Source organism: Prauserella oleivorans, assembly GCF_042685745.1.
In the GTDB taxonomy this organism is placed as follows: Bacteria; Actinomycetota; Actinomycetes; order Mycobacteriales; family Pseudonocardiaceae; genus Prauserella_A; species Prauserella_A oleivorans.
This window is the reverse complement of the sequence record NZ_JBHUNT010000001.1, coordinates 1,258,347-1,281,596: the sequence shown is the minus strand read 5'-3', so window position 1 is coordinate 1,281,596 and position 23,250 is coordinate 1,258,347. Positions and strand designations below refer to the sequence as shown.

Genomic DNA, 23,250 nt, shown 5'->3' with positions numbered 1-23,250 from the left:
TCGGATGGCGCTGAAGTAGTGGGGCTCCATGCCGGTGGGTTCCGGCGCGATCGGGGGCTTTCCCACGCCGGAACCCCACCTCGCCAGGCGACACGCCTGGACGACAGCAGGCTAGCCGCGGGCCGGCTCGCACAAACCACCGCGGCGGCCGCATGTCGTTGGCATGCCGGCAGCTCCGGCCTCACCCACGAGCGTTGAGAGACGCAGGCGGGACGTGTTCCGGACGCACCGACGTCACGCCACAGAGTTCTTGGTGGCGTTCCTGGTGGCGTTCTTGGTGGCGTTCTTGGTGGCCGGAGCATCGTCGAACGGTGCCCAGACACGTGCCGGGTCCAGGAAGCGGATGAGCCGCCGTAGCTGCGCCTCGAGCGCGTCGAGGCGCTCGCGTCCGTCCCGCCGTCCGTCGAGCAAGTCGTTCAAGTCCCGCTCCAGTGGCTCGAACCAACGGCGGAACTCGGGGTCGCTGCCGAGGCGGCGCCGGAACTCGACATAGGACATGCATCGAGAACGACCGTTGCCGTCCCGCACCGGCTCCACCAGCAGCGAACCGAGCGCCCATTGCTCCCCGCCGAGGAGCTGGAACGCCAGGTTGCCGTAGGTGTGGCGGTCGCTGATCACGACCTGCACGGCGGCAAGGTGCTCGACGAGCCTGCGGTTGCGCCGCCTCGTTCCCAAGTCGAGGAAGTGCACCTCCGAGGCGATGATCTGCACCCAGCACAGGTACCGCGCGAACCGGTACATGCTTTCGTACACCGCATAGTCGCGGAAGCGTTCCGGCAACCGGCTTCCGAACTCGGTGATCTGGCCGATCTCCGCATTGCCGAGGCGCGAGGCGAGTGATGCCGCCGCCTGCAGGAGCGGCTCGCTGTAGGTACTGGCCAGGTCGCGCCGCGCCTCCCTGCGCTGGGCGCGCCGGCGCCCGCTCTCGATGAGCGCGCCGAGCAGGAGTGTCACGAGTGCGCCCGCCACCGAGATGGTCGCCGCCACCACTGACACCGTGTTCATCGTTGACCCCCTTGCCGAGCGCGCCGAGGAGCAGAGCACCCGTGGCTCGGCCCGGGAAGCCCCTTCTCGCCAGTCATCGTCGTACGCCGCGCCGGTCGCCTCAAGGGCTCCTACGGCGCCGCAACGCCTCCCCGCTCGACCTGACGCGGGAACCCACCATTGTGGACGGCGCACGCCCCCGTCGCGCTCCGGATCGGAAGGAACGGAGCGGACGGCTCGCCGCACACCACGGGCCGCTCGGTGTCAGGGCCGGCGGGACGTGCCGGCGGCGCGGCGCCAGGCGGCCTTGCGTAGCAGACGCAGCCCGTTGAGTCCGACGAGGATGGTGGAGCCTTCGTGCCCGGCGACGCCCAGGGGGAGCGGGAGGGTGCCGATGAGGTCCCAGGCGACGAGCACGGCGATGAACGTGAAGGCGATAACCAGGTTGGCCACGACCACGCGGCGGGCTCGGCGGGACAGGGAGATCACCGCGGGGATGGTGCTCAGGTCGTCGCGTACCACCACGGCGTCGGCTGTCTGCAGGGTGAGGTCGGAGCCTGCGCCGCCCATGGCGATGCCGGCGTGCGCGGCCGCCAGGGCGGGGGCGTCGTTGATGCCGTCACCGACCACGGTCACTCGCTCGCCGCTGCTCTCCAGCTCGCGGACGGCGGTGACCTTGTCGTCGGGCAGCAACCCGGCGCGCACATCCGTGATGCCGACCCGGTCGGCCAACCGGGCAGCGGTGTCCTGGTTGTCGCCGGTGAGCAGCACCGGCGCGGAGCCGGTCAGCCGGGTCACGGCCGCCACGGCCGGGGCGGCCTCGGGGCGCACCTGGTCGGTGATGGCCAGCACACCCACCGGGCGGTGTTCGCAGAGCACGACGACGGCGGTGTGGCCGCGTCGCTGGAGGGCGTCGACGGCCGCCGCTGCCGGCGCGGTGCCGGCGCCGGTGAGCAGCGCCGCCGGGGAGCCGACCTGGATGAAGTGGTCCTCGACCAGGGCCGACACGCCGCGACCGGGCCGGGCGGTGAACTCGTCGGCCGTGGGCAGCTCGACTTCCCGGGCGCGGGCGGCACGCACGATCGCCGCCGCCAGAGGGTGTTCGCTGGGGTGCTCTACCGCAGCGGCCAGCCGCAGCAGCTCGGTCTCGGTGAAACGGGTGCCGGGCAGCACGCGGACCTCGGCGAGCTCGGGGGTGCCGCGGGTGAGGGTGCCGGTCTTGTCGAACGCGACGCGGTTCGTGGTGCCCAGCTGTTCCATCACCACAGCGGACTTGACCAGCACGCCGTGCCGCCCGGCATTGGCGATCGCCGCGAGCAGCGGCGGCATGGTGGCCAGCACCACCGCACACGGCGAGGCGACGATCATGAACGTCATCGCGCGCAGCAGCGCATCCTGCAGCGCATCACCCAGGCTCAAGGGAATAACGAACACCGCGATGGTGGCCGCGACCATGCCGATCGAGTAGCGCTGCTCGACCTTCTCGATGAACAGCTGGGTCTTGGCCTTGGTCCGGCCGGCCTGCTCCACCAGGGTGGCGATCCGGGCCACTACCGAGTCCTCGGCCCGGCGGCCCACCCGCACGCGCAGCGACCCGGTGCCGTTGAGCGTGCCCGCGAACACCTCGTCCCCGACCGTCTTGTCCACCGGCAGCGGCTCGCCCGTGATGGTGGCCTGGTCCACCTCGCCGGCTCCGGCCACGACCTCGCCGTCGGCGGCAATCCGTTCCCCGGGGCGGACGAGCACGAGGTCGCCGATGTCCAGGTCGGCGACTTCGACGATCTCCTCGGCACCGTCGGGGGCGAGCCGGGTCGCGGTGTCCGGGGCCAGGTCGAGCAGCCCCCGCACCGCGTCCTCGGTGCGGGCGGTGGCCAGCGCTTCCAGCGCCCCGGAGGTGGCGAAGATGACGATCAGCAAGGCGCCGTCCATCACCTGCCCGATCGCTGCCGCACCGACCGCGGCGACCACCATCAGCAGGTCCACATCCAGGGTTTTCTCGCGCAGGGCCTTCAGCCCGGCCAGGCCCGGCTCCCAGCCGCCCGCGGCGTAGCAGGCCAGGTACAGCGCCCAGCACGACCAGCCCGGGCCGCCGAGCAGCTGCGTGGCCAATCCCGCGAGGAACAGCCCCACCGCCGCGGCCGCCCAGCGCATCTCGGGCAGCGCGAACACCCGGGTCCGCCGCGGCGGGACCGCCGTCGTGGCCGCAGCGGGTGACCGGGGTGAAACGTCGACGGTCGTGGTCGGGGACGACACCAGAGACCTCCAGGACGGACGAGCAGACCCGCCGACGATAACAGAAAGAATGAAGACGTCTTCATGTATCGCATTGGCTACACTCACCGCATGGGACACGGGGTGCAGGGACAGGACCGTCCGGCCGCACGACTGGACGCCGAGTCCGCCGCCCACGTGGCCACCACCTTGCAGGCCCTGGCCACTCCGAGCCGGCTGTTGATCCTGACCGAACTGCGGCACGGCCCCCGCCCGGTCACCGCGCTGGCCGAGGCGATCGGCATGGAACAGTCCGCGGTCTCCCACCAGCTCCGGCTGCTGCGCAACCTCGGCCTGGTCACCGGCACCCGCACCGGCCGCAGCATCGTCTACAGCCTCTACGACAACCACGTCGCCCAACTGCTGGACGAGGCCGTCTACCACAGCGAACACCTGCGACTCGGACTGTCCGACACACCCGGCGCCGCGAGCTGACCACGGCCGCAATCACGACGTGCCCGCGACCCGAACATGCTCGGCCACCTCGCCGAAATGTTCGTCCCATAGCCAGGGCCTAATCCATCAACCATCGCCCGAAACCGGAAAGAATTGATCTTCACCGAAAGGCCGCAGTTCCGGTAGGATATTCACCGGCAAATCCGTCCGAGTGCAGAAAAATCACCACGGATCCATATCGCGACAGTTCCATAACACCCGGAAGAAATGCCGAGAACGAATGTGCGCGGGTGGTACCTTCCTTGCCGTTTTCCTCTATGACATTCGGAGCTGGGGTGGGGCGGTATGACTGTGGTCGACGAGGCAAGACCCGGGATCGCGCACGTCGCGTTGCGTCCGGCGTGGGACGCGGTGGACAGCGGCTCGTGCACGGCGCTGTCCCTGGACGTGTTCGACACGGTGTTGTGGCGCCGGGTACCGCGGCCGACGGACGTGTTCGAGTTGCTGGCGGCCAGGCTGCACGCAGGTGGGCGCTGCGCGCAGTGGTTGTCGCCGGTGTCGTTTCGCCGGATGCGCGTGGCTGCCGAGCAGGAGGCGCGTCGCGCCCGCGCCGACTGGGGCAGCGAGGTGTCGTTGTTCGACATCTGGCGGGCGATGCCTCTGGAACTGTTCCCAGGCTCCGGTCTCAAGGAATTGGTCGAGACCGAACTCGAGGTGGAACGCGAGCTCACCGTGGTCGACCTCGACATTGCCGCGCTTGTCGATCTGGCAGCCGCCCGCGGCATTTCACTGGTGTTGGTCTCGGACACCTACTTCACCGAAGCACAGCTGACTCGCCTGCTCAACCGCCCGCACTTGGCCGGTCTGCGCGGCGCGCGGGTGTTCCGTTCACACGAGCATGGAGTGGACAAGTCATCCGGTCTGTGGAAAGTGGTACTGGCCAATCTGGGGCTGCGCCCCGAGCAGCTGGTGCACGTCGGCGACGACGCGGTCGCGGACGTCGAGGTACCCGCCGAGCTGGGAATTCGCACGGTCGCCTACTCCCGCGTCGACAAGCGGTTTGCGGCTGTGCTCGACCGGGAAGGCGAGCCGGAGGATGGCTTCGAACCGGCGAAACCGCCGCTGGACGCGGTCGACGGTGATTTCGGGTTGACCGGCCTACGGGCGAAGACCCTGCACCTGGCCGGCACGGGGGAAACCGACGCCGCGGTGGGTACGGCGTGGCGCTACGGCGCGGGCGTTGTGGGTCCGGTGTTGACCGGGCTGGCCGAGTGGGCCGCCGACCAGGCGGAGCGCGCCGGGATCGCGACACTGTGGTGCCCCATGCGGGAGGGCGAACTGCTCTCGGAACTGGTCAATGCCACCGCGACCGCCCGGGGCTGGGCGGTTCGCGCGCGACCGGTGTGGCTGTCACGGCATGTCACGTCGATCGCGAACCTGCACGCGTTCGACAAAGCGTCGGTGCACCAGTTCATCCGCCGCTCCTACCGCCTGACCGTGCGAGGGTTGCTGGCGATGCTGGAGCTGCGACCGGGTGAGGTGCCCGCACTGGCCACCCGGCTGGACGTGGTGCTCGACAACGGCGCCATCGTCGACCAGGTCGCCGCCGCCCTGACCGAGACCGCGCACCTGCGCAACAGACTGGCGACCACCGTCACCGCCGCCCGGGAACGGCTGATCGCCTCGCTGCGAGGCTGCGGCGCCCTGGATGATCCCGAGTTGTTGCTGCTGGATCTGGGCTGGGGCGGCACGATCCAGCGGCAACTCGCCGAGGTGCTGCGGCTGGCCGACGTGCCGGTGCGGGTGTCGGGGTTGTACCTGGCCACCGACCACCGCGTGACCATGCTCCATCGGCTCGGGTTGCGCGCCCAGGGATACCTGGGGCAGGCCGGGCACCCGGCCGAGACCACCGAGGCGGTGAGGCGCAGCCCGGAGGTCCTCGAGCAGTGCGTCAGCGCTGTGTGCGGGTCGTTGCTGGGCTTCGCCGAGGACGGCACTCCCTCACTCGGGTCCTGCGTCGACAGCGACGCCCAAGCACAGCAGCGCCGTGCTGTGCAGGCCGGCATCCGCGCGTTCCACTCCCAGTGGTGCCGCTACGTCGACGCCTCCGAAGGCGCCTGGCCCATACTGGGCGAGACCGCGCGAGACCGGTTGGCGGGCATCCTGGGCGCGGCGCTGATCGCCCCCACCGTCGAGGAGGCCGGGGTGTTCGGCGGCTGGGTACACGACGACAACTTCGGGTCCGAGATCGCCACCCGGATCGTGCCGGATGACCTGGCCGCTGCGCTGCCCTATCTCTCACCCGGCGACCTGGACGAGCTGACCATGCGCGACGCGTTCTGGCCGCGCCTGCTGGCCGCGACCGACCCGCAATTGAGCGCGGCCGTCAGGGCGGTGGATTCCGGGCAGCTGGACCGTTCGGTGTTCGAACCCGCGGGCGAGCCGACCTACACGCGCCTGCGCTGGCGGGGCAGGGACGACCGCTGGCACGACGGGCCACGCTCACGGCTGCGGATCAACCACAATGGGCTCTCGTTCGCCCGGCTGGACTTCGAAGCCGGGGGCGCGCTCGACGTCACCATCGCCATCGCCGGGCGACCGGCGTTGGTGCGCATCGACTGGATCGAGGCCACCGTGCTCGCCGGCGGCAACCCCACCCCGCGCGTGCTGCGGTGGGACACGGTCGAGGACCTGGCCGGCCTGCCACTGGCGGAATGCCTGTGGCTGGGAGGCAAGATCATCGAGTGCGAATCCGAACGGTCGGCAATGTGGTTGCCGCTGGCGGCGAAGCTGGGCGCACCGGTTACCTGCGCACAGATCAGTGTCGCGTTCGCGCTGCTGCCCCGGTCGGTCACCAGGCTCGAACCGAGGATTCCGCCGGCCGACCGGTTGACGCGCATCGCCGCGCGGGCCCGCGCCGAGTACCGGACCCGCGGCTTGGCCGGTGTGGCGGCCGGGGCTCGCCGGATCGCCGCTCGCAAGCTGGCCGGACTCCGATGACTCCCGCGTCCCGGGGCGTCGGCGCGCCCGGGGCCGCGCTGCGCGGCCACGTGACGACCGGCGATCGCCACGACCCCCACGCCCAAGCCCGCGCCGCGCGTGCCCAACCGCTGCTGCTGCATTCCCTGGCGTTGTTCCGCGAGGTCTTCGCGGCCGTCTTCACCCACTGCGACATCGGCACGGTGGTGGAGATCGGCGTGGAGTCCGGGCAGGTCACCGAGATGTACACCGGCCTGGGAGCCCGCCGGGTGTACTGCGTCGACCCTGACCCCAGTCCGGCGCTGCGTGCCGCGCTCGGTGACAACGACGCGGTGCGGCTGATCGAGCAGCCCTCCCCGGCCGCGCTGGCCGGGCTTCCCGCCGCGGAGTTGTATGTGCTCGACGGGGATCACAACTACGCCACCGTGCGCGCCGAACTGGAGTGGATCCTCACCCGCGCACCGGACGCGGTCATCGTGCTGCACGACGTGCTGTGGCCGTGCGGGCGCCGCGATCTGTACTACCAGCCGACGAGACTGCCCGCCGAAGCGCGCCACCCCGACAGCGCCGACGGGCCCACCATCTGGCATGACGAACTCACCCCCACCGGGTTCGTCGGGGCCGGCGCCTTCACCACCGCGACCCACGCCGGCGGCGAGGCCAACGGCGTGCTCACCGCCGTCGAGGACGCCGTGGCCGCGGCCCGCGACTCATGGAGCTTGACGGTGATCCCGGCGGTGTTCGGCGTCGGTGTGCTGGTTCGCGATGGCAATCCGGGCGCCGAGGCCATCCGGGCCGCGTTGTCCCCCTATGCGGACTCGTCTCTGCTGGCGGCGATGGAGAACAACCGCCTCGCCCTGTACACCCGCGTGTTGCAGCTGCAGTACGAGGCCGCGCAGCACGTGCGGGAGGCCGACACCCTCGCCGAACGGCTCCACAGCAGCCGGCAGCAACTCGACCAGCTCACCCGGCGGCTGCACAAGGCCGAGCAGCGCCATGCCTCGGATCTGGCCGCACTCGAGGAAGCTCACCAGCGGCTGGCCGCGGTCAGCGCGCGGCAGGCCACGCTTCGCGGGGCGGCGGCCGTGATCGCCGAGCTCGCCGGTGACGCGGCGCGACGACGGGTTCGCGAGAACCCGATCACCCGGGCCGTCCGGCGTGTCCTGCCTGGGCGGCGGCGATAAGTCGACCGGAGCTCGCCCGGCTGCGGCGCCGGACGGAGGCGGGCACGCCTATTCGGGCCGTCGACGTACGACCCACCAGTGGCCGAGGACGCCGCCCACGCCGCAGCCGAACGCCATCGCCCCGAACAACAACAGGCCCCACTGACCGAGCAGCTGACCGGCGACGGCTACGACCGGGCCACCGACCACAGCGACGCCGAGCCCCGAGGTGTTGTGCGCCGCGGCCGGAGCGCGCCCGGACACCACGCCCGCCAGGTAGAACACCCCGCCGCAGATCGTGAGCAGCCCGACGCCGACGTCGAACCATGTGGTGGCGCCCGCGACGATCCCGTAGACGAGTGCGGCGAACCCCGCGACGAAGACGGCACCGAACGGCGCGAGCTTCGCCCCACCCAAGACGTACAGACCAACGACCGCGCCGACGAGCAGTGCCAGGCCGATCGGAACCAGCATGCTGGTCAGCGCGACCGTCATGGTGTGCTCGTAGGGGTAGACCTCGAGCGCGCCGAGCACGCCGGCGGCCATGCCGAGCACGGGGCCCGCGATGACGAGCCCTACCGCCACTCGGGTGGTGGTTCGCTCCAACTTCGCGAAACGCTGCCCGCGCTTTTTGTCATCCCGCGTCATGCGCACGTCCTCTGCTCGCTGTTGTGCCGAAGGTGTGGACAACTCACGCCCGCGAGCGGGGCAAGCCTACGAGCGCGGACACGACTGCTCGTCGGCTTGTGGCCTACAGCGCTTTCGCATTGCCATCCGGCCCACTCGGGCCAAGACTCGGGGAGCGCTCTGCCTACTGAGCGAGCGGAAGGAGATCATGGGCACTCCGGAGCCTTCGACAGTCGCCCATGCGCGGCTCGACCAGCAAATCCAGGCTCTCGAGACACGGCTGGCCCGCGAGCAGCGGCGAGTGCCGGCCAGTGTCATCCACGACCGGGTACGGCAGGAGCGTGCTCGCTTCGCGAATGCCCGGGTGCTCACCTTCGTGCCGATCCTCGTCGAGCGTGCCGTGCGCGCCGGGATCCGATCCGGTGCCGAGTCACTGCCGGGTTGGGCCGAGCGCACGGCCCGGGAATTGCTCGCCACCGAACTGCCCCGCCGCTGGGCACACACCCAGGGCGTCGCTCGCGCGGCCACCCGGATCGCCCACCTCGTGGCACCGGCCGAGAGCGACACCCTGATCGCCGCGGCGTGGCTGCACGACATCGGCTACGCGAGCCCGGTGAACGTGACCGGATTCCACCCCCTCGACGGGGCGCGGTACCTGCACGACCGTGGCGTCGACCCACGGGTGTGCGCGCTGGTCGCCCACCACGCCGGTGCCGCCGCCGTCGCCGAGCTGCTCGGGTTGTCGCACGAACTGGCCCGGTTTCCCGACGAACGCGGCCCCGTGCGCGACGCCCTCTGGTACTGCGACATGACCACCAGCCCCACCGGGGAACCCGTGTCGTTCACCGACCGCATGGCCGAGATCGAGGCCAGGCGCGGCCCCGACGATCCCGTCGTCCGAGCGCTGGCCGTGAACAGGCCGGAACGGGCTGCCGCCGTCCGCCGCACCCAGCGCCGCATCGACCTGGCAACCTCACTCGGCCCCCGTATGGCGAGGATGTCGGCGGCCTGAGGAGCACCGCACTGATCCCTGTTGCGCCGTGCGCATCACCGGCGTGAACCTGAGGACGACGCCGACAGCCGAGTCGGGCGACGATCAGGCGAGGGGTGAGGGCCGCGGCAGTGGGACAGTGGACTCCTTCCGGGACATGAGTAGGGGCCGGGTTGGCACCGGCCCCTCACAGGCGTACTTCGTTGGTGCTCCGGTCTACGCCGAGGCCCGCTGGACGCTGACCCATTCGGCCGGGGTGGGGCCGAGTAGCTCGGCATCGTCGGGGGCGAGCAACACGCCCTCGGCCAGTGCCGGCAGGGACGGCTCGGTGACCACCACCGGGCGTGGGTCTCCAGTTGCTTCCAGCAGGGCGCGAGTCAATTCTGGCAGGCGGATCTTGCTCGGGCCGGCAATCTGGCGGTTTCGCGGATCGCCAGTGGCGGCCTCGACCAGGGCATCGGCAACGGATGCGACCGCGACCGGCTGGACGGACCAGTCCTCCACCCGCACATCCGACTCGGTGGCGGTGACGGCAGCGGGATTCAGCGCGAACTCCATCCACTGCGCAGAACGGATGATGGTGTGCGGCAGCGAGCTCGTAGCCAGCACCTCTTCCTGGGCTCGCTTGGCGAGGTAGTAGCCGAACTCGTCGAAGGCAGGCTGGTCGATGTTGCAGATCGACAGGTGCACCAGACGCTGTACCCCGGCCTGCTTGCCGGCCTCGACCAGACGCCGGGTTGCCGCGACGAAGGCGGCGACCAGGTCGGCGTCCGAGCTGGCCGGAAAGGCGTTGGATGTATCGATGACGACGTCGGCGCCTGTGAGCCCCTCCTGGAGACCGGCGCCGGTGTGCAGGTCGACGCCGGTGGCCCGGGACAGGGCGATCACGTTGTGCCCGGCCCGTCGAGCTGCAGCGGTTGTAGCGAGGCCGGCTGTGCCGGTGGCCCCCACGATGGCGATCTTCACTGGTTCTCCTGCGTGGTCGGTTCCAGGCCGGTGACCTGGAACATGCGGGTGCGTGATGCCGCGCCGACGCCGGATGCGAGGGCGGCGATGGAGACGCTCCGAAGCGATGAGCGCCAGGCGTCCTCGGCCTGCAGCATGGCCCTGTTGATGCCACACAGACCCTGCGCCAGGATCTGGGACTTCTGGTCGGCAAAAGCTCCTTGGCAGCGGATCTCTTTGCACCGGAACAGGGGCCCGGCGCTCCCAAGTGCGGCCACGACGTCATGCAAGCTGATCTCATCGGCCCCGCGAGCCAGACGGAACCCCCCACTCGCGCCCGGGACGGACGTGACCAGCCCGGCGGCGGCCAGCTTCTGCAGATGCTTGTTCAAGTATGTGGGCGACAGATCGAACACCCGCGCCAAGCCCGCACTCGAAAGAGGCCGATCGTCCCCCACAACATGCAGGACAACCAGCGCGTGCGCGGCCCACTCAACGCCCTTCGGCAGCTCCATGCCTAGACACTACATATCTAGATATGGATTATCTAGGTAGTCCTGCCGCCCGTGCAGTTGGCCGGGCGCCCGCGAGTGCGGGTTAGGGCAAGCCGCCGCCACCTGGCGGCCGCACCCGGCGCTGTAACCTATTTGCGCCGGAGACCAGGCAAGGCCGGACTCCACTCAGTGCCTGCGGAGTGATCGACGTGCAACACCGGAGCGCCGTGGCGCGCTGGCTGCTGGTGTGCGCTCTGCTGTTCGGTCTCGTCGTCATGCACCACATCGCGACCCACCACGCCACGCCCGTGGCCTCCCCGACCGCGCACGCAAGCCAGGCCGCCCCGGACCATGGCGACGCAGGACCCGACGACGCCGATTCGCTCGCGGCCGGCCACGACTCGTCGACCGCACTCGGGCATCTGTGCCTGGCCGTGCTCGCCGGTGTCGCGGTGCTCGTGCTCACCGGCAGGTTGGTCGCGCTTCGCCGTTCGAAGGACGCGGCCGCCCGCGCGCCCGTCGTGCGCCGCGCCGGTGCCCGGGCGCCGCCACATCCCTTCGCCCCTGGCCGCGGAAACTTCTCCCATCACCTCTGTGTGCTGAGGCTGTGATGCCCCGCGCCGCGGAGTCGGTGACTCCTGCGGCCCGGCAGACGTGCAGCTCCACGACCTCGTCGCTCCACAACGCAGAGGAACCCACCATGAACAAGTCCGTGATCCGTGCTGCCCTGGCGGCGGCGCTCGGTACCGTTCTCGCCACCGGTTGCGTCGGCGGCTCCGAAGCCGGCCCGGCGAGCAGCACCGCAGCACCGAGCACGAGCGAGTCCGCCCACGAGCCCGCGCACAGGCCGGCCCAGCGGCAGGCCGACGTGGCGTTCGTCCGGCAGATGATTCCGCACCACGAGGGCGCGCTCGCGATGGCGCGCCTGGTCCAGGGCCGCACCGGCAACCCGGCGATCGTGGACCTCGCCGGGCGCGTCGCCCAGGCACAGGGCCCGGAGATCGCCCAGATGAAGGCCTGGCTCCGACAGTGGGGCGTCGATCAGACCGAGACCCACGGCGGCACGCCCGGGGGGAACCACTCACCGAGCCCGGGCCACGAGGAGATGCCCGGCATGGGCGCGGCCGACCTGCGCAAGCTCGAGCGCGCCAAGGGCGCCGAGTTCGATCGGCTGTTCCTGCAGCTGATGATCGCCCACCACGAGGGCGCCGTGCGGATGTCGCGCACGGTTCTGGAGCAGGGACGCAATCCCGACGTGAAGGCGCTCGCGCGGCGCATCATCGACGCGCAGGAAGCCGAGATCGCCGAGATGCGGTCCTTGCAGCGCTGACCGCGCCGGATGCCGGGCGGGCGCACGTCCGCCCGGCACCCGGGTACGCCGCCACCATGGCAGGCGTCAGGCAGGCTCGCCATGCAGGGCAGCTCGCAGCCGGGGCACCAGGGCGAGATCCACTGCGGTCAACGTGTCCGGATCCAGCTCGAACGGGCACTGCAGCCCCACCGCGACGAACTCCTCGACGGCGATCCGGGCGGCCGCGGTGGCGATGGCCTCCTCGCCCACCACCGGACCTCGCAGCTCCTGGGCAAGCCATGGAGGCAGCCGAACCCGACCGCACCACTCCAACTGGCCCTGGCGCCGGTACTCGACCTCGAACTCGTGGCTACCCGCTTGCCGGACTGTCAGGCGAACCGGCACCGTGGTCCTCCCTTCCGGGACGGCGAGGAGCGTGTCCGGTCGCCGGCCCTTGGGCAGTGCGTCACGTGGGCTGGTCGCCGCGGAACGCCTGGGTACCCACGCTCGTGCGGAACGGCTCCAGCTCCGCGCGTTGCCGCTCCGCGCGAGCGATGAGGTGGTCGAAGTCGATGTCGGGCAGGCGGGTGGCCAGGCCCGCCAGGTCACGAAGCGTCGTCCACAACTGCTTCTTGCCCTGGATGCCCATCGTGAGGATTTCGAGTTCGACGAACCGGCTCAGCATCGAGTACGTGCGGAGCCGCCCGTTGAGCTTGAGCCGCCCGAGTCGTTCGGCGGCCACCGCCCCGGCGGTCTTGGCCGGGTTGGGACGCACCCCCAGCCTGCGCATGATCGTCCGGAAGGTGTCGACGTCCTCGGCGATGCCCATCGCCACGCGCGCCAACGCCTCACCCGCCTGCGAGCCCCGGTTGTTGCGCTCGGCCCGCCGGGCGAGCTCCCGCCACAGCACCCCCAGCGCGAGCTGATCCTTCAGGTAGATGCCGAGGAATTTCTCCACGGTCCTGGCGTACCCGCGATGCACCGCGGCAATCGCGACGTGGCCGCGCGCCCTGCGGCACACATCACGCCGCCGGACATCGCGGACGGCGTGAGAGCGATCGGCCGTGGGTATTCCGTCCGCGACGACCCGGCAGACGCCGTCGTCAGCCCTGGGCGAACCGGCTCCGGTGACCGGCGCCCCGCACGAGAAAGCCTTCATCCATGGGATTCAGCATCGGCTCGGCCACCGACTCGCGGCATCACACCGTGACGCTCGAGGTCGCGGGCGAGATCGACAGCACGACCGCGCCACGATTCCAGCACGAGGTCATCCGCCAGGTACTCGGTCGCCCACCGCATCTGGTCATCGACCTCTCCGCCGTCACCCGGCTGGACACCTCCGCGCTCGCCGCCCTGGCCGAAGCACGCACGCTGACGCGCGGTCTTACGAGAATCACCGTGATCCTGCCCCATTCGCACGTGCTCGCGCCGGTGCAGCGAGCGACCCTGGCCGCGATGTTCGCCATCGATTCCGAACTGCCCGTGCCGGCCGAATCGGCGACGACGTAGCACTCCGCCGCCGTCCGAGCCGCCGAACACTGTTCAACGGCTGCATATCCGCCCACCCGGCGGGTAGCCCGATCTGACGTCGCAGCCGCTTGCGGCAGAAGGAGAACGAATCATGGCTCGATCGGACGCCGCGACGCGGCACGTCAGTCCACTTCAGACAGCAGCGCGGGTGGTGGCCGCGGTCTTCCTGCTGGTCGGCATTCTGGGCTTCATTCCCGGGGTGACGACCGACTACGGCGGCATGACCTTCGCCGGACACGAATCGACAGCGATGCTGCTGGGCGTGTTCCACGTGTCGATCCTGCACAACATCGTCCACCTGCTGTTCGGTGTCGCCGGCTTGACGCTGGCCAGGACCGCCGCCGGAGCCGCGGGCTTCCTCATCGGCGGCGGTGCCATCTACCTGGCGCTGTGGCTGTACGGGCTGCTGATCGACCAGCACAGCGCGGCCAACTTCGTCCCGGTCAACGGCGCCGACAACTGGCTGCACCTGGGCCTGGGCGTCGGCATGATCGGCCTCGGGGTGGCCCTGCGCAGGCGGCCCGCCATCGCCGGGCGAACCGCCTGAGGTGCGAAACGCTGACGAGGCGGGCGGCGGACCTCACCAGACCGTCACCCGCCCCGTCGGCTCACTCCTCGCGCTTGTGGCCGTTCTTTTCCTTCTCGCCCTTCTTGTCCTCTTCCCCCTTGCGCTCGTCCTCTGCCCTGTCCGCGCCGCGGTCCTCGTCGTTGCCGGGCTGCCGCTCCTCGCGACCGTCGTCCTCGGCCGGCGGCGGCGGTGGCGGTGGCGGTGGGGGTGTCGAGGTTTCGCTGTGCAGCAGGGTGTCGGCACTGAGTCGGGGCGCGCCGGCCACGCGCGTGACGCCGAACTGGTGGAACTCGGTCACCGTGCCGCCGTCCCGCATCGCGAGCCTGATACCGATGTGGACGGTCTGCTGGCCCGTCACACGAGGCTGTGAGATCACCTCGACACTCGCGACGCCGGCCCAGTAGCCGTCGAAGACGTCCCGGCCCTGCTTGCGCAAGGTGGGCGCGAGGTGGCCCCAGGCACGGTCGGTGTCCGCGGGCAGAGCGGCGTAGAACTCGGCGACGGCCTGCTGCATGCTGGCCGGGCTCAGCGGGCGCGCGGAGGCGCTCGTCGGCGGCGGCGCGGTGTCGGCCGAGTCGTCGTCACCGGACAGGGTCGCGGCGAGAATTCCCGTCAACAGACCCAGCACGAGAACACCGGCGGCGAGCAGCCACCACCGGCTGCGTGGCGGGGACGGCCGCGCAGCGGCCGGCTGCTCGTGGTCAAGGTCCGCAAGCGGTCGCACATCCAGCCTCGTACCGCCTGTGCCGGGCGCCGGATGCACCGTCATCGTGGGCGCCGCCGTGCCGGCGAGCGGGTCGGTGGGCGCGTCGGCACCGCCCACCGCGACGAGCGCCGCGTGCGGGGCGAGCGTCACCTGCCGGCCCTCGGCGACGTCCTGCAACGCCCGGGCCACGTCCGCGCTGCTCGGCCGCGCGGCCGGATCGGTGGCGAGCATCGCGTCCAGGATCGGCGCGAGCGGTCCGGCATGTCGCGGCGGCGGCACGACACCGGCGGCGACCCGGTGCAGTACGGCGAGCGGGTTGTCCTCGTCGTCGTCGAACGGCAGCACCCCCTCCACCGCGGCGTAGAGCGTGGAGCCGAGCGAGAACACGTCGGCGCTGGGTGTGGCTGCCCGGCCGCGCGCGGTCTCCGGCGCGAAGTAGGCGGGTGTGCCCGCGACCATCCCGGACTGGGTCACCGTGACGTCGCCGGTGGCGCGGGAGATGCCGAAGTCGCTGATCTTCACCGTGCCGTCGTCGCCGATGAGGATGTTGCCGGGTTTGACGTCGCGGTGCACGACTCCCGCCGCGTGGGCCTCGGCCAGAGCCGACGCCGCCTGCGCCCCGATACCCGCGGCCTCGATCGGCGTCAGCCGCCGTTCGGCGATGACCTCGGAGAGACTGCGGCTGGGGAAGTACTCCATGACCAGCAGCGGCAGGCCGTCATGCTCGTCGACGTCGTACACGGCGACCGCGTGGGGGTGCCGCAGCCTGGCCGCGATCCGTCCCTCGCGGATGGCACGTTGCCGTGCCTCCTCGGCGTGCTCGGCGCTGAGGCCGGGCTGCGGGATGAGCTGCTTGACGGCGACGTCACGTCGAAGCCGCTCGTCCAGCGCCTTCCACACCACGCCCATCGCGCCGCTGCCGATGCGGCGCCGCAGCCGGTACCGCCCGGCGAGCAGCCGACCCACCTCACTCACAGCGTGCCCTGTCCGTCGTTCACCCGGTCAGGGTAAAAGGCGGCCGGAATCGCCGATTGCCCAACCCAGTGCGGGGAGCCGAAACGAAAACAATTCGTTTCCGTGAAATCTGGCGTCAGGCCGCCGTGAGGGCAGCAGCCACGTCCCGCAGGGCGGCGAGCGCGGCACCCACCGCGGGATGCCCCGAGCTCCCGCGGCGGACACACGTGATCAGCCTGCGCGTCGGGACGGGAGTGCCACGTAACGGAATCCGCGCGACCGCGTACCTCGATGGCAGCGGAACCAGCCGGGGCAGCAGGCACACCCCGAGCCCCTCCGCGACGAACGCCGACACGGCGTACCACTCCTTGACCTCCAGCCGCACCCTCGGCGCGAACCCGGCCGCCGCGCAGGCCGCGGTGAGCAGCGGATAGGAGTCGTTGTGGTGGGTCTTGACGATCCAGTCCTCGCCCGCGGCCTCGGCCAGTTCCACGCCCTCCGGACGCGCCAGCCGATGCCCGTCGGGCACCAGCAGGTCCTGCGGGTCGTCGAGCACCGGGTGCTGCTCGAATCGCGGATCGGTCACCGGCGGTGCGCCGGGGGTGGGCAGGACGACCGCGAGATCGGACTGCCCTGTCAACAACAGCTCGTAGCAGTCGGCGCTCTCCTCCTCCGTCACCTCCACCTGCAGCCGCGGGTGTGCCGCGTGCAGCCGGGGCAGGACCGGCGCGACGAGCGCGGCCAGCGCCGACGAGACACCGCAGACCCGCAGCGTTCCCGTGACCTCGTGCTCGTGTGCGGCGAGCTCGGCGCAGGCCCGTTCCCACTGTGCGGTCAGGACGTCGGCGTGTTCGAGCAGCACCCGGGCGGCAGGAGTCAGCCGGACGAGCCTGCCCTCGTGGTCCAACAGCTTGACGCCGAGCTCCCGCCCGAGCAGCTTCAGCTGCTGCGACACCGCGGACGGGGTGAGATGCAGCGTCGCGGCGGTCGCGGTGATCGTGCCGTGCTGGGCGAGCACGCGCAGCACCCGAAGCCGGCGCAGGTCAATCATGTAGTCCACGCTAAACGCTCACGGCCACAAACCGTCGATGGACGTGAACGGTGTGCCCGCCGATCGTGAAGTCATGGGCGATCGCACGGCACCGTTTCTCGTGCTCGGCAGTGTGCTCAGCATCCAGTTCGGCCAGGCCGCCGGGAAGGGGATGTTCGACTCGCTCGGCCCACTGGGGGTCGTCGCGCTGCGCCTGAGCATCGCCGCGGCGCTGCTGCTGCTCGTGCACCGGCCCGCGCTGCCCCGCCGCAAGCCCGACGTGCTGCTGGTCATCGGCTTCGGGACGGCGATCGGGGGGATGAACGTCATCTACCTGGCCTTGCGCCAGCTGCCGGTGGGACTGGCGACGGCGGTGCAGCTGCTCGGTCCCATCACGCTGGCGGTCGTGACGTCCCGGCGGCCGATCGACCTGGCACTGGCGTTGCTCGCCGGATTCGGCGTGTGGCTGTTCGACGCGCCGGGTGACGCGCCGGCGTCGCTGCCGGGTCTCGCGCTGGCTCTCGTCTCCGGGGTGTCGATGGCGGCCTACCTGGTGCTCAGCAAGCGCGCCGGGGCACGGATGTCCGGCGGGTCGCCGCTGGCGCTGGCGCTCGGGTGGGCGGCACTGCTGGCTCTGCCGTTCGGGATCGCCGAGAGCGGCGGCGCGCTGGTCGATCCCGTCGTCCTCGGCCAGGGTGCGCTGGTCGCCGTGCTGTCGGCCGTGCTGCCGTACTCGTTCGAACTGGCGGCGCTGCGTCACCTGCCGCCGCGTGCGGTCGGCATCCTGCAGAGCCTGGAGCCTGCGGCCGCGGGTCTGGCAGGCACGTTGCTGCTGCGGGAGTTGCTCGGCCCGTGGCAGTGGGTGGCGCTGGCCTGCGTCGGCGTGGCCGCCGCAGGAACCGTGACGGCCACCCGTCGCACGAGCGTCAGTGGTGGTAGGCGTGGGCCAGGGCGTGCCCGCGACCACGACCGATCAGCCACTTGTTCACCGGCAGGGTCACCAGGAACGCGACCAGGAAGGCGACGGCGAGCGCACCCCAGAACAGCAGCGTGCCCAGACCGGCCTCCATGGCACCCGGAACGGCGACCATGACCCCGTTGTCGACGAGCTCCATCACGGTGATCGACACGGTGTCGGCCGCCAGCGCCACCTTCAGAGCCTTCCGCACGCCCACACCCGCGCGCAGCACGCCGCGCATGCTGAGCGCGTAACCGAAGACGAACGCCAGCGCGACGGCCAGCACGATGGTCGGCACGTCGTGCCAGCCGAGCGCCGTGCCGATCACCATTCCGAGGATCTCGCCGATCGCGCAACCGGTGAGGCAGTGCAACGTGGCCGACACTGCCACGCCCCAGGTGGCCGGATGACCGCCCGGGGCCGCGTGGCCGTGCTGGTGGCTACTGACATGTGCGCCCGGCGCCACGTGGCGATCGTGCAGATCCGGCATGGGAGTGCTCCCTTCGCTCACCATCAACATACCCCCTACGGGTATGCCGTACAACCCCTGCGTGTCCGCGAGGACCACCCGACTCCGTTGTTGCACCCGAATTCTGCGGTTTTAGCCCGCGATTACCGAAAATCATCGAGACAATTCGTTAAGTGACTCACAAGCGCTCGTCCTCACTCCACACCGTGGCGCTACCGTCACGAAACGTGACTCGGTGATCAAGGAGGTGGGGGCATGCGAAGCAAGCACGACACCTGGGACATCAACTCCGGCGTCGGTGTCACCGCAGTGTGGGTCGCCGCGGCCAGGGCGGCCGAAACAGCGCGCCCGGACGCCCGGATTCACGACCCGTACGCCGAACAACTCGTCAAGGCCGCCGACCTGCCCACGCGCATTCTGGACGCGCTCGGCGAGGACGGTGCCCACACCGAAGTCCTGCGTCACTACCTGACCGTGCGCACGCGGTTCTTCGACGACTTCTTCCTGCACGCCACCGAGCGCGGCACGCCGCAGGCAGTGCTGCTGGGGTCCGGTTTGGACACCCGGCCGTACCGGCTCGCCATGCCCGCCCGCACGTGGGAGCTCGACCAGCCCACGGTCATCGGCTTCAAGAACAGCGTGCTTGCCGCCGCCTCCGCCGAGGCCCGCTCCGACCACACGGCGCTCGGCATCGATCTGCGGCGCGACTGGCCGGACGCGCTCGTCCGCGCCGGATTCTCACCCCGCTGCCCGACCGCCTGGCTCGCCGAAGGCCTGCTGCCCTACCTGCCCGCCGACAGCCAGCGGCACCTGCTCACGGCCGTGGACGACCTGTCCGGCCCGGGCAGCGCGGCGTGCGTCGAGGTGTTCACGCGGCCCACCGCCGACAGCCTCGACGACCCGAGACTGGACCGCCTCCGCAAGGAACTCGGCATCTCGCTGACCGTGGACGACCTGTTCTACGACGAGCCGGGCATCGACTGTGCCGCCTGGTTCCGCGCGCACGGCTGGACGGTCTCCGAGGCGAACCCCGCCGAGGTCGCCACGGACCTGGACCTGACGTTGCCGGAGGAAGGCGGCTTGTTCGACCGGCCTGCCTTCGTCACCGCGACGAAGGACTGACGCCCTCACCTCGGCCAGTACCGGCGCACCAGCGTGACGGCACGCTCGCGGCCACGCAGCTCGTGAGCGAGTTCGTCGCCCAGCGCGGACGTCACCGACGCGGGCGCGCCGCGCGCCGTGAGCGCCGCGCCGATCCACTCCGCCGCGTCGCGCACCAGCCGCCCGTCCCCGGTCAGCAAGGCGGCCTGCACGGCGTACAGGACGTGCTGGACGCAGTCCTTGGCGATGGCCGCGACCTCGTCGTGGCCGGTGGTGTCCGGGCCCAGCGTGTCCTCGGGACGCCAGTGACCCCGCAGCGACTCGGTCCGCGCGTGGTGTTCCAGCTCCAGCACCCGCTGCTCCGCCAACAGCCCCGCCGGCAGCGGAGGGGCGGGCGAGACGACGGCGGGCAGCGCGTCCAGGACGTCGGCCGCGGCTCGCAGGGAAGGCGCCCACGCCGTGGCCCCGAGGGCCTCCGCCCGCCGCGCGTCGGGGCCGAACGCGGACCCGCCGGCGAGCACCGGGATGCCCGCACCCGTTCCCGCCTCGATGAACCGGCGCGAGTTCGGCAGCGCGCCGACCACCGAGCAGCTCACCGCCGCCACGTGCGGGTCGACATCGTGCAAATAGGACGCCAGCCGATCAGCCGGGGTGGACGCGCCGAGGCACGTCACGTCCCACCCGTGTTCCCGCAGGCCCGTGGCGACCAGCAGCGCCGGCAACGTGTGCCACTCGCGCTCCGCGCAGGCGAGCACGATCCGGCCCCTGGGTGCCGCCTTTCGGCTGACGCGCCGGGCGATCGCCTCGAGCGCGGACGCCGAGATCCCGGTGGCCGCGTGCTCCTGCGCGACGGACCACTCCCCGCGCAGCCAGCGCTCCCCGACGCGTCGTTGCGCCGCGGCGATGATGTCCAGTGCCACCGTGACGGCGTCGGCCCCGTCGTGGAGCAGTTCCTCGACGACGTCCACCGCCGCCACCACGTCCCGTGCCGCCAACGCGTGCTCGAAGTCGGCCAGACCGCGAGTGAGCGCATCGGTGCGAGTCACCGGTCGCACCCGACCGCGAGCAGTGCGATGTCGTCGTGGTCGCGGCCACCGAGGTAGTCGAGCACCCGGCGCTCGACCGCGTCGCACAACACCTCCGGATCCGCCCCCGCGTACACGGGCAGCAGCTCCAGCAGCCGGTCCAGCCCGAAGAACCCCTCGCGTCCCCGGGCCTCCTCCACCCCGTCGGTGTACACCAGCAGCGCGTCCCCCGGTTCCAGCCGCAGCTCGACCTCGGTGTAGCTCAGGCCGGACAGGACACCGGACAGCGTGCCGCGCACGTCCGGCCGCTCGACGGTGCCGTCGCTGCGCAGCACCAGCGGAGCCGGGTGCCCGGCGACGGCGATCGTCGCGGTGAAGCCGGGCCCATCCGCCACGCGCCGCAGCCGCAGGCATGCGACCGTGATGAACCGGCCGGTCCCGTCCTCGCGCAGAACGTCGTTGAGCGCGGTGAGGATCTTGGCGGGCGAGCGGTCGAAATAGGCCGCCGTCTTGATGGTCTGCCGCGCCCGGCCGGTGAGCACCGCCGCCTCGATCCCCTTGCCGGAGACGTCCCCGACCACGAGCCCGAGATCGTCCGGCCCACCGTGCACGTCGTAGAAGTCGCCGCCGACGTCCATCTGCTCGTTGGCCGCGCGGTACCGGGCGGCCAGGCGCAGCCCGGGAACCTCCGGCAGCTCCGGCGGGCGCAGGCTCTCCTGCAACGTCGCCGCCGTCCGCATCCGCTCCTCGTACAGCCGCGCCCCCGAGATCCCGACCGCGACGAGCCGGGCGAAGTCCTCCGCGATCCCGACGTCCCGCGCGTCGTAGCCGCGGCCCGCCTCGCGCAGCACGACGAGCACACCCACGGTCGTCCCGCGGGCGCTCAGCCCGACCCCGAGCACGTCCGTCGGCCCCGGCGTCCCGACGATCCCGCGCACGCCCTCGTCCGGGATGAGGCCGGCCAGCCCCTCCGCCGCCCCGGGCCCGGCCAGGTGCAGCCGCTCGGGGCGACCGACCTCGGCGATGTGGCGCAGCCCCGAGTTCTCGTCGAGCCGGTGGACCAACACCCCTTCGCTCGCGGGGCCCTGCGCGTCGGCCACGAACAGCGCGACGCCGCGTCCCTCGAACAGCGCCAGCACCGCGCTGTCACCGAGGAAGGGGACGGCGAGGTGCAACGCCCGCAGGACGGTGCGCCGCACGTTCAACGAACCCGCGAGCTGCCGCGACGCGTCGAGGAGGAACTCCGACTGTCGGCGCAGGATTTCGGGCGACGTGGCGGCTGTGGTGACTCCGAGGCGTACGGCCGCATCCATAGGCGCTCCTCCGGGGCCGTCGTGCCTTGCATCCCGACCCTAGCCCCGCGCGAACCCCGATACCACTGTCGCGGCGAGTGGTCCGGACGGGGCAGGGCAGAATCGAGCCGTGCCCGCCGACATGGAACGTGCCGCAGGCCGAGCCGCCCTGCCGCTCGAAGAGCTCGCCGAGGTGTTCGGCAAGGCCGCCCGGGAAATGGTGCCGGACGCCGACGTCGACAAAACCGTGGCCAGGATCGTCTCCGTGGCCGCCACGACCGTCCCGGGGACCGAGCACGCCGGGGTGTCCCTGCTCGAATCGGGCCGCATCCGCTCCGTGGCCCCGTCCAGCGAGCTGGTCTCCCGGCTGGACCAGCTGCAGCACGAACTCGGCGAGGGGCCGTGTGTCGACGCCGTGCTGGAGGATCCCGTCTACCGGACGGGTGATCTGAGCACCGACAGCCGATGGCCCCGGTTCGCGCCTGCCGCCGCCGCCCGCGGCATGAGATCGCTGCTCGGGGTGCGCCTGTTCACCACCCGGTCCACGGTCGGTTCGCTCAACCTCTACTCCGGCGTCCCCGACGCCTTCGACACCGAGTCGGTGCACCTCGCGGAACTGTTCGCCGCACACGCCGCGCTCGCGCTCACCGGCTCCCAGAAGCAGGCCCAGCTCAAATCCGCGCTGGACAGCCGCGACATCATCGCTACCGCGAAGGGCATGCTGATGGAGCGCTACGGCATCGGCGGTGAGCAGGCGTTCAACCTGCTCGTCCGGATCTCGCAGGAGCAGAACACCAAGCTGCGCGAGATCGCCGAGCGGCTGATCCAGGCGCACACACCGCGCGCCTGAGTCCGGCGTACCCAGCAAAGCGACGGGCTCCCCCCGCCTGCATCTGTCCGGAGTCGATCAGTCACGCTAAGTTGGTATCCGACACACCCGACCTCCTCAAGGAGTCCGCCCCATGCCCGGAGTGGAAGAGATCCGCGCAGGGATCGCCGCCGCGAACGAGAAGGCTTCCGCCAGCATCGCCGCCCTTCAGCAGGCGGCCCAAGCGCTCGAGGAAGCCCAGCAGACCCTGGCGATGGCGACGTCCGGCAGCACGCAGGAGGACGTCAACCAGGCACACGGCCTGCTCGCCGAGGCACTGCAGGGCATCAACGGCACCCAGAGCACCATCCAGGCCTGCATCTCCTCCGCCGAGAGCTACTCGGCGCGGCTCTAGCCGATGTCGTTCGACCAGCTGCGCCAGTCGCTCGCCGCGGTGCACACCGGTCTCACCGACGCCCGCGCGCACACCGACCGCGCGAAGGAGCTGCTGGAGGAGTACCGGCGAGTCATCGTCGAGGTCCAGGCCCAGGCCGAGCCCTGGGTACCGCCGCAGCTGGCCGATGCCCTCGATCAGATCGACAGCGAGGCAGGCCGGCTCGCCGGAGCCGGTGAGCTGCTGAACCACTACGAGGCGAGGCTGTAGCAGC

At 71.2% G+C, this 23,250-nt stretch carries 24 protein-coding genes and 1 pseudogene; 13 read left to right on the top strand and 12 right to left on the bottom strand.

Going from position 1 to position 23,250, the window contains the following annotated elements; translation table 11 throughout:
• Positions 1 to 234 precede the first annotated feature (234 nt).
• Both ACFSZT_RS06350 and ACFSZT_RS06345 read right to left on the bottom strand, forming a co-directional pair.
• Positions 235 to 1,005 carry a hypothetical protein gene (locus ACFSZT_RS06350; RefSeq protein WP_377389512.1) on the bottom strand — a complete coding sequence of 257 codons (771 nt, stop codon included), beginning with the start codon at positions 1,003 to 1,005 and terminating at the stop codon, positions 235 to 237.
• 243 nt (positions 1,006 to 1,248) lie between these two features.
• A complete protein-coding gene (locus ACFSZT_RS06345) occupies positions 1,249 to 3,135 on the bottom strand; it encodes a heavy metal translocating P-type ATPase (protein ID WP_377389695.1) in 1,887 nt (628 codons plus the stop codon).
• Positions 3,136 to 3,327: 192 nt separating this feature from the next.
• On the opposite strand from ACFSZT_RS06345, the gene ACFSZT_RS06340 reads away from it, so the two are divergent.
• The 3 genes from ACFSZT_RS06340 (at position 3,328) to ACFSZT_RS06330 (ending at position 7,814) form a co-directional block, all read left to right on the top strand.
• Positions 3,328 to 3,690: an ArsR/SmtB family transcription factor gene (locus ACFSZT_RS06340; RefSeq protein WP_377389514.1), complete on the top strand. Its 363-nt coding sequence runs from the start codon at positions 3,328 to 3,330 to the stop codon at positions 3,688 to 3,690.
• A 306-nt stretch (positions 3,691 to 3,996) separates the two neighbouring features.
• Positions 3,997 to 6,651 (top strand): HAD family hydrolase, encoded by a 2,655-nt coding sequence (locus ACFSZT_RS06335; RefSeq protein WP_377389516.1) that lies wholly within the window; start codon positions 3,997 to 3,999, stop codon positions 6,649 to 6,651.
• Complete coding sequence (locus ACFSZT_RS06330; RefSeq protein WP_377389518.1) at positions 6,648 to 7,814, top strand: class I SAM-dependent methyltransferase; 1,167 nt, start codon at positions 6,648 to 6,650, stop codon at positions 7,812 to 7,814. The genes ACFSZT_RS06335 and ACFSZT_RS06330 overlap by 4 nt, the downstream gene beginning before the upstream one ends.
• 48 nt (positions 7,815 to 7,862) lie before the next feature.
• On the opposite strand, the gene ACFSZT_RS06325 is transcribed toward ACFSZT_RS06330, so the two are convergent.
• Positions 7,863 to 8,441 (bottom strand): hypothetical protein, encoded by a 579-nt coding sequence (locus ACFSZT_RS06325; protein WP_377389520.1) that lies wholly within the window; start codon positions 8,439 to 8,441, stop codon positions 7,863 to 7,865.
• 187 nt (positions 8,442 to 8,628) lie between these two features.
• On the opposite strand from ACFSZT_RS06325, the gene ACFSZT_RS06320 reads away from it, so the two are divergent.
• Positions 8,629 to 9,432 carry a three-helix bundle dimerization domain-containing protein gene (locus ACFSZT_RS06320; RefSeq protein ID WP_377389522.1) on the top strand — a complete coding sequence of 268 codons (804 nt, stop codon included), beginning with the start codon at positions 8,629 to 8,631 and terminating at the stop codon, positions 9,430 to 9,432.
• Positions 9,433 to 9,627: 195 nt separating this feature from the next.
• On the opposite strand, the gene ACFSZT_RS06315 is transcribed toward ACFSZT_RS06320, so the two are convergent.
• Both ACFSZT_RS06315 and ACFSZT_RS06310 read right to left on the bottom strand, forming a co-directional pair.
• The gene (locus ACFSZT_RS06315) at positions 9,628 to 10,377 is read right to left on the bottom strand and encodes an SDR family oxidoreductase (RefSeq protein ID WP_377389524.1); all 750 of its coding nucleotides are present in this window, start codon (positions 10,375 to 10,377) and stop codon (positions 9,628 to 9,630) included.
• Positions 10,374 to 10,871 carry an RrF2 family transcriptional regulator gene (locus ACFSZT_RS06310; RefSeq protein WP_377389526.1) on the bottom strand — a complete coding sequence of 166 codons (498 nt, stop codon included), beginning with the start codon at positions 10,869 to 10,871 and terminating at the stop codon, positions 10,374 to 10,376. The genes ACFSZT_RS06315 and ACFSZT_RS06310 overlap by 4 nt, the downstream gene beginning before the upstream one ends.
• A 188-nt stretch (positions 10,872 to 11,059) precedes the next feature.
• Here ACFSZT_RS06310 and ACFSZT_RS06305 point away from each other — a divergent pair, with 188 nt between their 5' ends.
• Both ACFSZT_RS06305 and ACFSZT_RS06300 read left to right on the top strand, forming a co-directional pair.
• The gene (locus ACFSZT_RS06305) at positions 11,060 to 11,461 is read left to right on the top strand and encodes a DUF6153 family protein (RefSeq protein WP_377389528.1); all 402 of its coding nucleotides are present in this window, start codon (positions 11,060 to 11,062) and stop codon (positions 11,459 to 11,461) included.
• A gap of 89 nt (positions 11,462 to 11,550) precedes the next feature.
• A complete protein-coding gene (locus tag ACFSZT_RS06300; protein ID WP_377389530.1) occupies positions 11,551 to 12,180 on the top strand; it encodes a DUF305 domain-containing protein in 630 nt (209 codons plus the stop codon).
• 66 nt (positions 12,181 to 12,246) lie between these two features.
• Here ACFSZT_RS06300 and ACFSZT_RS06295 read toward each other — a convergent pair whose 3' ends face one another.
• Both ACFSZT_RS06295 and ACFSZT_RS06290 read right to left on the bottom strand, forming a co-directional pair.
• Positions 12,247 to 12,546 carry a hypothetical protein gene (locus tag ACFSZT_RS06295; protein ID WP_377389532.1) on the bottom strand — a complete coding sequence of 100 codons (300 nt, stop codon included), beginning with the start codon at positions 12,544 to 12,546 and terminating at the stop codon, positions 12,247 to 12,249.
• Positions 12,547 to 12,607: 61 nt separating this feature from the next.
• Positions 12,608 to 13,099 carry a hypothetical protein gene (locus tag ACFSZT_RS06290; RefSeq protein ID WP_377389533.1) on the bottom strand — a complete coding sequence of 164 codons (492 nt, stop codon included), beginning with the start codon at positions 13,097 to 13,099 and terminating at the stop codon, positions 12,608 to 12,610.
• A 203-nt stretch (positions 13,100 to 13,302) separates the two neighbouring features.
• Between ACFSZT_RS06290 and ACFSZT_RS06285 the strand changes: the two genes are divergently transcribed.
• Positions 13,303 to 13,650, top strand: a complete 348-nt coding sequence (locus ACFSZT_RS06285; RefSeq protein WP_377389535.1) for an STAS domain-containing protein — start codon at positions 13,303 to 13,305, stop codon at positions 13,648 to 13,650.
• 112 nt (positions 13,651 to 13,762) lie between these two features.
• Positions 13,763 to 14,218 (top strand): DUF4383 domain-containing protein, encoded by a 456-nt coding sequence (locus ACFSZT_RS06280; RefSeq protein ID WP_377389537.1) that lies wholly within the window; start codon positions 13,763 to 13,765, stop codon positions 14,216 to 14,218.
• A gap of 61 nt (positions 14,219 to 14,279) precedes the next feature.
• Here ACFSZT_RS06280 and ACFSZT_RS06275 read toward each other — a convergent pair whose 3' ends face one another.
• Both ACFSZT_RS06275 and ACFSZT_RS06270 read right to left on the bottom strand, forming a co-directional pair.
• On the bottom strand, positions 14,280 to 15,920 hold the full coding sequence (locus tag ACFSZT_RS06275) for a serine/threonine-protein kinase (protein ID WP_377389539.1): 1,641 nt from the start codon (positions 15,918 to 15,920) through the stop codon (positions 14,280 to 14,282).
• Between the two features lie 115 nt (positions 15,921 to 16,035).
• Complete coding sequence (locus ACFSZT_RS06270) at positions 16,036 to 16,950, bottom strand: LysR substrate-binding domain-containing protein (RefSeq protein WP_377389541.1); 915 nt, start codon at positions 16,948 to 16,950, stop codon at positions 16,036 to 16,038.
• A 37-nt stretch (positions 16,951 to 16,987) separates the two neighbouring features.
• On the opposite strand from ACFSZT_RS06270, the pseudogene ACFSZT_RS06265 reads away from it, so the two are divergent.
• A pseudogene (locus tag ACFSZT_RS06265) lies at positions 16,988 to 17,818 on the top strand (EamA family transporter); the annotation flags it as partial.
• A 37-nt stretch (positions 17,819 to 17,855) separates the two neighbouring features.
• Here the strand turns inward: ACFSZT_RS06265 and ACFSZT_RS06260 are convergent.
• Complete coding sequence (locus tag ACFSZT_RS06260; protein ID WP_377389543.1) at positions 17,856 to 18,377, bottom strand: DUF4396 domain-containing protein; 522 nt, start codon at positions 18,375 to 18,377, stop codon at positions 17,856 to 17,858.
• A gap of 234 nt (positions 18,378 to 18,611) precedes the next feature.
• Between ACFSZT_RS06260 and ACFSZT_RS06255 the strand changes: the two genes are divergently transcribed.
• On the top strand, positions 18,612 to 19,478 hold the full coding sequence (locus ACFSZT_RS06255; RefSeq protein WP_377389545.1) for an SAM-dependent methyltransferase: 867 nt from the start codon (positions 18,612 to 18,614) through the stop codon (positions 19,476 to 19,478).
• A 5-nt stretch (positions 19,479 to 19,483) separates the two neighbouring features.
• On the opposite strand, the gene ACFSZT_RS06250 is transcribed toward ACFSZT_RS06255, so the two are convergent.
• Both ACFSZT_RS06250 and ACFSZT_RS06245 read right to left on the bottom strand, forming a co-directional pair.
• Positions 19,484 to 20,503, bottom strand: a complete 1,020-nt coding sequence (locus ACFSZT_RS06250) for a cobalamin B12-binding domain-containing protein (protein WP_377389547.1) — start codon at positions 20,501 to 20,503, stop codon at positions 19,484 to 19,486.
• Positions 20,500 to 21,795, bottom strand: a complete 1,296-nt coding sequence (locus ACFSZT_RS06245) for a PP2C family protein-serine/threonine phosphatase (protein WP_377389549.1) — start codon at positions 21,793 to 21,795, stop codon at positions 20,500 to 20,502. Before ACFSZT_RS06245 ends, ACFSZT_RS06250 begins: the two co-directional genes overlap by 4 nt.
• 109 nt (positions 21,796 to 21,904) lie before the next feature.
• Here ACFSZT_RS06245 and ACFSZT_RS06240 point away from each other — a divergent pair, with 109 nt between their 5' ends.
• The 3 genes from ACFSZT_RS06240 (at position 21,905) to ACFSZT_RS06230 (ending at position 23,246) form a co-directional block, all read left to right on the top strand.
• Positions 21,905 to 22,624 carry a GAF and ANTAR domain-containing protein gene (locus ACFSZT_RS06240; RefSeq protein WP_377389551.1) on the top strand — a complete coding sequence of 240 codons (720 nt, stop codon included), beginning with the start codon at positions 21,905 to 21,907 and terminating at the stop codon, positions 22,622 to 22,624.
• Positions 22,625 to 22,736: 112 nt separating this feature from the next.
• Complete coding sequence (locus ACFSZT_RS06235; RefSeq protein WP_377389553.1) at positions 22,737 to 22,997, top strand: hypothetical protein; 261 nt, start codon at positions 22,737 to 22,739, stop codon at positions 22,995 to 22,997.
• A 3-nt stretch (positions 22,998 to 23,000) separates the two neighbouring features.
• A complete protein-coding gene (locus ACFSZT_RS06230) occupies positions 23,001 to 23,246 on the top strand; it encodes a hypothetical protein (protein WP_377389555.1) in 246 nt (81 codons plus the stop codon).
• The last annotated feature ends 4 nt before the right edge of the window (positions 23,247 to 23,250 follow it).